The organism is Bacteriovorax sp. DB6_IX (assembly GCF_000447775.1).
Classification (GTDB): domain Bacteria; phylum Bdellovibrionota; class Bacteriovoracia; order Bacteriovoracales; family Bacteriovoracaceae; genus Halobacteriovorax_A.
Map to the genome: position 1 here is coordinate 1 of NZ_AUNJ01000481.1, position 6855 is coordinate 6855.

Annotated in this window: 6 protein-coding genes and 2 pseudogenes; 5 read left to right on the forward strand and 3 right to left on the reverse strand. The window is 37.6% G+C overall.

Annotated features, from left to right (window positions below):
- From M901_RS15110 to M901_RS15120, 3 genes and pseudogenes are all read left to right on the forward strand, one after another.
- Positions 1–217 (forward strand): annotated as a pseudogene (locus M901_RS15110) (hypothetical protein); the annotation flags it as partial.
- 2 nt (positions 218–219) lie between these two features.
- Entirely contained in the window at positions 220–1368 is a 1149-nt protein-coding gene (locus M901_RS15115) for a thioredoxin domain-containing protein (protein ID WP_021279085.1), read from the forward strand.
- A pseudogene (locus M901_RS15120) lies at positions 1368–2176 on the forward strand (TatD family hydrolase). The gene M901_RS15115 and the pseudogene M901_RS15120 overlap by 1 nt, the downstream one beginning before the upstream one ends.
- Here the strand turns inward: M901_RS15120 and M901_RS15125 are convergent.
- Positions 2166–3122 (reverse strand): trypsin-like serine protease, encoded by a 957-nt coding sequence (locus tag M901_RS15125; RefSeq protein ID WP_021279082.1) that lies wholly within the window; start codon positions 3120–3122, stop codon positions 2166–2168. The pseudogene M901_RS15120 and the gene M901_RS15125 overlap by 11 nt on opposite strands.
- Positions 3123–3165: 43 nt before the next feature.
- Positions 3166–4134, reverse strand: a complete 969-nt coding sequence (locus M901_RS15130; protein ID WP_034722577.1) for a hypothetical protein — start codon at positions 4132–4134, stop codon at positions 3166–3168.
- Positions 4135–4342: 208 nt separating this feature from the next.
- On the opposite strand from M901_RS15130, the gene gap reads away from it, so the two are divergent.
- Entirely contained in the window at positions 4343–5362 is a 1020-nt protein-coding gene (gap, locus tag M901_RS15135) for a type I glyceraldehyde-3-phosphate dehydrogenase (RefSeq protein ID WP_021279087.1), read from the forward strand.
- On the forward strand, positions 5362–6555 hold the full coding sequence (gene pgk, locus M901_RS15140) for a phosphoglycerate kinase (RefSeq protein ID WP_021279088.1): 1194 nt from the start codon (positions 5362–5364) through the stop codon (positions 6553–6555). The genes gap and pgk overlap by 1 nt, the downstream gene beginning before the upstream one ends.
- Positions 6556–6575: 20 nt before the next feature.
- Here the strand turns inward: pgk and M901_RS15145 are convergent.
- Positions 6576–6855: response regulator (locus M901_RS15145; RefSeq protein WP_021279083.1), on the reverse strand; the 280-nt coding region annotated here is incomplete at its 5' end.

Below are 6855 nucleotides of genomic sequence, written 5' to 3' on the forward strand. Positions count from 1 at the left end.
AGTCGGAGAAGATTTCAAGAAGAACTTCCCTCACAGTTCTCATTTTGAAGGTGTGAACTTTAATATGGAGGCGGAGATCATCGATCAACTAAGAAACCATTATCATAATATTGAAATACAAACATGTGATATCTGTACTTTTGAAAATGAAGAGTTCAACAGCTATCGCAGAAATAAAACAGAAAAAAGAAATTGGAATATTATTAAAAGGATTTAATTATGAACAACAATTCATTTTTTGAAAAAGCCTCATTCAATCAGAAGATTATTTTCTTCTCGATGGGATTACTCATGGCCGTCTTCTCTATTTATTTAACTAGCCATTACTTTACTGCAAAATATCCTACAGGATTTGAAAGTGGTTCAATGTGTAATATCAATTCATTCTTTAATTGTGATGCGACAACACTTTCACCACTAGGAAATATCGCAGGAATTCCAATTTCAATTTTTGGAATTCTCATTGGTGGTTTCTTAATGCTTTCATACCTTTTTAAAAGTGATGAAAATGAAGGAACTCTTTACACTGTTCTTGGAGTAAATATTGTAGGTTGTATCCTACTCTTTCTTTACTCTTTACTTGTACTTAAGCACCTTTGCCCATTCTGTACACTTTACTATATTGTCTCATTTATTGCTTTCTTTATGCTTCATAAGATTAGTGAACAAAGAAAGCCTGCCGTAAAACACATGGCCATCTATGCCGTTGTTACAGTTTTAGTTGCAGGTTCAAGCTGGGGAATGATTCAAAGCTGGGAAAAGAAAAATGAAGCTATGGCAGGAAAGATTGTTGAAATGTTTAATGGGCTTCAAAACCTTGGTGCTCCAACAAAGTCTTCACCATACAGACTAGCTTCTTCTTCAGAAAACTTTACTGATGCCCCAATTCAGCTATCAGTATTTTCTGATTTTCAATGTCCTGCATGTAATGCCATGGATATGGTTCTTCCAAAGATTGAAGAAAAGTATAAGGGAAAGATTAATATTCAGTACTTCTTCTATCCACTAGATCACAACTGTAATGCAGCGATGGATAGACCTCTTCACCCACTAGCTTGTGAGGCCGCTTATATGGCTTCTTGTGCGGGACCGGAGAGATTTAAGAAAGTTCACGATGACATCTTTGCATCACAATCTGAGCTTTCAATGACATGGATTCAAGACTATGCCACAAAACTCGGTGTTACTGAATGTATGAAGAAACCTGAAACAAAACAGCTAGTTGTCGATATGATCAATCAAGCAGACACATTTAATGTAAAATCTACTCCTACTCAACTCTTAAATGGTGTTAAAATCGAGGGAGTGAGACAGCTTAAGGAATATTATGCCATTATGGATGATATTCTTAAAAAAGCAGGAAAATAATGGGAAAATCCAAAAGAAGAGAAATTCCTAAATATGATATGGGTCTCATTGAGACCCATTGTCATTTGGACTATCTCAAGACGATGAACTAAAAGTCATTCTCAACAAGAGTTTAGAGCATTGTATCGAAAAAATTGTTACCATTGCCGTGGCCCCAAATAATCTCCAAAAAGTTAGAGAACTCACAACTGTTCATGACATGATTTATGGGACTCAAGGGATTCACCCCCATGAGGCAAAAGAGATAACAGAAGAAACTCTCCAAGAAATCAGACAACATATTAATGACGATAAGATTGTCGCCGTTGGTGAGATTGGACTCGACTATTACTACGGAAAATCTCCAAGAGAAGTTCAAATAGAAATGTTTGAAAAGCAACTTCAGATCGCCGTCGACAATAATAAGCCAGTTGTTATTCATACCCGTGATGCGGATGATGATACCATCGCCGTTCTTAAAAACTTTTCATCAACACTAAAGAACAAAGGTGTGATTCACAGCTTTACATCTTCTTTAGAACTATCGAAGTTTTGCTTAGCAGAAGGATTCCATCTTGGATTTAACGGGATCATTACTTTTAAGAATGCTGAGAATGTCAGAGAAGTTCTAAGAGAGTGTCCAATTGAAAGAATCCTCGTAGAAACAGACGCTCCATTTCTTACTCCTGTTCCTTATAGAGGAAAAGAAAATGCTCCTTTCTACCTTCCCTTTGTCGCTGAAAAGATTGCACAAGAAAAGAATCTAGACCTTCAAGAGGTCCTAAAAATCACAAAAGAAAATGCCCTGAATTTATTTTTTAAAGATTAGAAAATATCTCATCGCTAAGCTCTTTAGCACAGAGCTTAGCTTCTTTCGGATCTTCATTTACCGAACAGGCCTTAGAAATTCTCTCATGTCTCTCGCAGTGAAAGTCGAGATCATCAAAAGGCATCCCTGTATATTGATTAATCCAGCATGCTGAATCATAAACAAGAGAGTAATAAGCAGGAAACTCATTCTCACCACAAAGCCCATCAGATCCACTTACAAGTCCAGCAATCTTGTAGCCTTGATCTGTCTTAACGAAGGCCGGCGCTCCAGAATCGACATAACAAGAGTCAAGCCCATCTGCACGCGCATCAATCTCATGATTATTCACGCCAACAATTGGAATCTCAACCTTCCTCTTAAGACCATATTCAACATGAGACTCTGTAAATCCAAAACCGAAGTTTCGGTCTTCACCAGTATAGCCATAGCCAACAACAACTATCTTCTCACCCTTCTTTACTTTCTCTTTAATAAGATCTGTTTTAGTAAGAACTTGATATGGCTGTATATTTACAAGATCTTTTTGTGTTGTGATGATTCCAATATCATTAGCATTGAACTCACCATAATTTGTGATCCCATGAAAATTCGTATAACGAAGAGTTGGAAATAACTCATAACCATCAATTCGATACTGTCCCTTCACGACCTTGCCTGGATGTGGAAGTTTAGTCCCACGTCCTACCAGAATCGAAAGTGCATAAACATTTTGACCAACGAGACAATGTGCTGCTGTTAAGATCGTTCTCTTATCAATCACAACACCTGAGCAAATAATGTCACCACCTCTTACCAGCGCAACAACACCTTTGAATTCATTCTTATCAACAAGCTCACCCCCAACAATTTTCGCCTCTTGAAATTGCACGAAGTCAGCCGCATCTTGTACAGAACAAGAAAGCGTCGATAATAATGTCAGAGATAAAAGAAATGATCTTAGCAATGTCTCTCCAAAGGTCCATTAAAGCAGACCCTCTTGTAGCACGCTAAGATTCTGAGTTCAATGCATCAGGTATTTTTTTAATATTTTGAAACTGCTCAAAAAGTTCTGTAAGTTTCTGAAATTTCGATGTTTCAACATTCTTTTGAAGAACTTCCCTGATATTTGACAGGATTTCGAAATGAACATCTTTAGACTCGTCTATATCTGTATGCCCTTCAGGTCTCAAATGATTCACAACTTGGGTCATCTTCACATCGCGAGCTATATTGGGTCCATCATTGTAAAAGATGTCCTTATCGATAATAAAGTTGAGATTCTTCTTCACATTTTGCGGAATAATATCGTTATCAAAGCCAACAGAATCTAAAGTCACGAGAAGATCAACCTTTCGAAATCCCCCTTCTAAAGAGTTTAATCTATTTGCAAGATTGACAACGGCATCGCCACCTAGAGAATGCCCAACAAGGATAACTGGTTGAGTTTCGGGTCTCTTAAGAATTTCTGAGAATATCTTATCTTCGTCCTTCCAAGAGTGATGCTCAGCATTTTTAACGGCTTCACTTAACTGTGGTAAACCAGTGTCATCAGAGCTAAAAGTCCCGAGATGCAGACCACTCATAAAGAAAATAGCTGGCTTATCAAGAGGCATTAACTCTTTAATGTCATCGACACTCTTAGCACTTGCGGCCTTACTTTTAGAGAAGTTTGGAATACTCAATGGAATTGGTTTTGGCAGGGCCTTAACAAGTGAGCTCGCAGCATCTTTGGCAAGATGTGAGCCGGCCTTTCCGACTTCTTTAAGATCGTCCTTCAAATTATTTTTAAGCTTTTCTTTGTTTAGCTTCTTAGCATCAATCTTCTCTTTAACTTCATCAGAGAGCTCGACTTTATGGGCCTTCTTATCCAAGACTTTTTCAGAAAGAGCTCCTGGATCGGTAGCACTCTTGAGCCCCCTACGCTTAATGTAGTCTTCTCTAGAGGTATAATGTTTTACTCCCTGCGTCGTCGCCATAAATTGATTATAAACAATTCAGCTAAAGCCTAATAGACGGACAATAATTCTCTCCTTCTCAAGGAGGTTTCTAAGTTACCTAAATCACATATATAAATATGTAATACTTGAGAACTTATCTTGGTGAAAGAGTTAGTCAAAGCTAAGTAATTATGGCATATTATGGGCAGTTTTTATTAATAGCTAACCCTCATAAATGGAGTCAGGAATGTCTCAAAAAATCAGAATTGGTATTAACGGCCTAGGTCGTATCGGAAGAACAGTAATCAGAGAAATCGTTAATAGAAATATTGAAGATCTAGAGATCGTAGCGGTTAACTCACCTGGTGAGCCAGAGCAATATGTTCACCTCTTAAAATATGACTCAGTATTTGGAAGATTTGATGCTGATGTATCTGTTGATGAAGGGCACATTCTCGATATCAACGGTCACAAAATTACTTTCCATAAATATAGAGACCCAGCTGAAATTCCTTGGCCAAATGACAATGTTGATATTGTTATTGATGCAACAGGAATTTTCAAAGACAAGAAATCTCTTTCTAAGCACCTAAGAGGTTCAGTAAAGAAAGTTATTCTTTGTTGTCCAGGAAAAGACATGGACGAAACAATCGTTATGGGTATCAACCATGAGAACTATAAAGCTGATGAGCATACAGTTCTTTCAAACGCTTCATGTACAACAAACTGTTTAGCTCCAGTTGCAAAAGTTCTTCACGAGAAGTTTGGAATTCAATCTGGAAATATGACAACTATTCACTCTTATACTGGTGACCAAAGAATCCTAGATGCTTCTCACAAAGATTACAGAAGATCGAGAGCAGCAGCTGTTTCTATGATTCCTACGACGACTGGTGCTGCAAAAGCAGTTGGTCTAGTTATCCCTGAACTAAACGGAAAGCTAGATGGTTTCGCAGTTAGAGTTCCAACTCCAAACGTTTCACTTGTTGATCTACAAGTTACAGTTTCAACTCCAACAACTATTGAAGAAGTTAATGCTGCACTTAAGGAAGCAAGTAATGGAGCACTTAAAGGTGTTCTTAAATATTCTGATGAGCCACTTGTATCAATTGATTACATGGGAATGAGAGAGTCTTCATGTGTAGATTCACTTCTCACTAATGTTATCGATGGGACAAATGTTAAAGTTATCGCTTGGTATGATAACGAAGCAGGTTTCTCTAATAGAGTTATCGATTTAGCTCTTCACATTGGGAAGCAACTGTAATGGCAATTCAATATATTGATTCAGTCGATTTAACAGATAAGAACGTTGTTGCTCGTTTTGACTTCAACGTTCCTCTTGATAAAAATGATCCTACTAAGATTACTGATACGACTAGAATTGATAACGCTCTTGAAACGATCAAGACAATTCTTGATAACGGAGCCAACAAGCTAGTTCTAATTTCACACCTTGGTAGACCTAAGGGAACAGTTAAGAAAGAGTTCTCACTTGAGCCTGTTGCAACTTACCTTGCAGATAAATTAGGCGAAGATGTTGTTCTTTCTGAATCATGTTTAGACAGAGGAATTAAAACTCTTTTAACTCTTAATGAATCAAGAGTTATTCTTCTTGAAAATGTGAGATTTCACCCTGAAGAAACAAAGAATGATAGAGAGTTTGCGAGAAAGCTTTCTGAGTATGGTGACATTTATGTTAACGATGCTTTCGGAACGGCCCACAGAAAACACTCTTCAACTTATGAAATCAATGCCTTCTTCAAAAGAAGAGCTTATGCTGGAAAGCTAATTAAAAGAGAGCTTGAGGCCTTGGATAAAGTTGTTGGAAAACCAGCAACTCCTTTTGTTGCCATTGTAGGTGGTGCAAAAGTTAGTGATAAAATCAAGGTTATCGAAAAACTTCTTCCAAATGTGACTCACCTCCTGATTGGCGGAGCAATGGCATACCCATTCTTAAAAGCACAAGGAATTGAAGTTGGAACTTCTCTTTGTTCAGATGAAGATGTAGCTCTAGCGACAAGAATTCTAAAAGAGAAGACATCTCATAAGATTGTTCTTCCTGTTGATCACCTCGCTTCAACAGAGTTCGGTGGAGAGCCTATTGAAGTAACGGTAAAGAATCTTCCTGAAGATGTTATGGGACTGGATATTGGACCAAAGTCTTTAGAAATCTTTAGTGAAAAACTTCGAGGTGCTAAAACTGTTCTTTGGAACGGACCAATGGGACTATTTGAAAACGAAGTTTATAGCAAAGGAACTTTTGGAATCGCAAAAGTTCTTGCAGAACTAAATGATGCTTTCACTTTAGTTGGTGGAGGTGATTCAGTTAGTGCCGTTAATAAATCAGGCCTAGCCGATAAAATGAGCCATGTTTCAACAGGTGGTGGAGCTTCTCTAGAGTATATTGAGAATGCAACTCTTCCAGGGATTCATGCTCTAAGATTTGGAATCGAATAAAATATCATAGGCCAAGGTGCTTAAGCACTTTGGCCCTTTTCTTGACTTATCTTTTCAATAACTTCAACTAAACGACTGATCTTAACTGGCTTAGAAATAAAGTCAATCATACCAGAAGCAATACAAGCATCGCGATCTTCTTTAAATGAGTTCGCTGTCATGGCCACAATTTTTAAATCTTTAGTCTTCTCTCTCTTCAAAATTTCTTTCGTAGCACTCAGCCCATCCATTTTAGGCATGTGAAGATCCATAAAGACAAGGTCATAATTTACTTGCTTGACTTTTTCTAGTGCTTCTAAT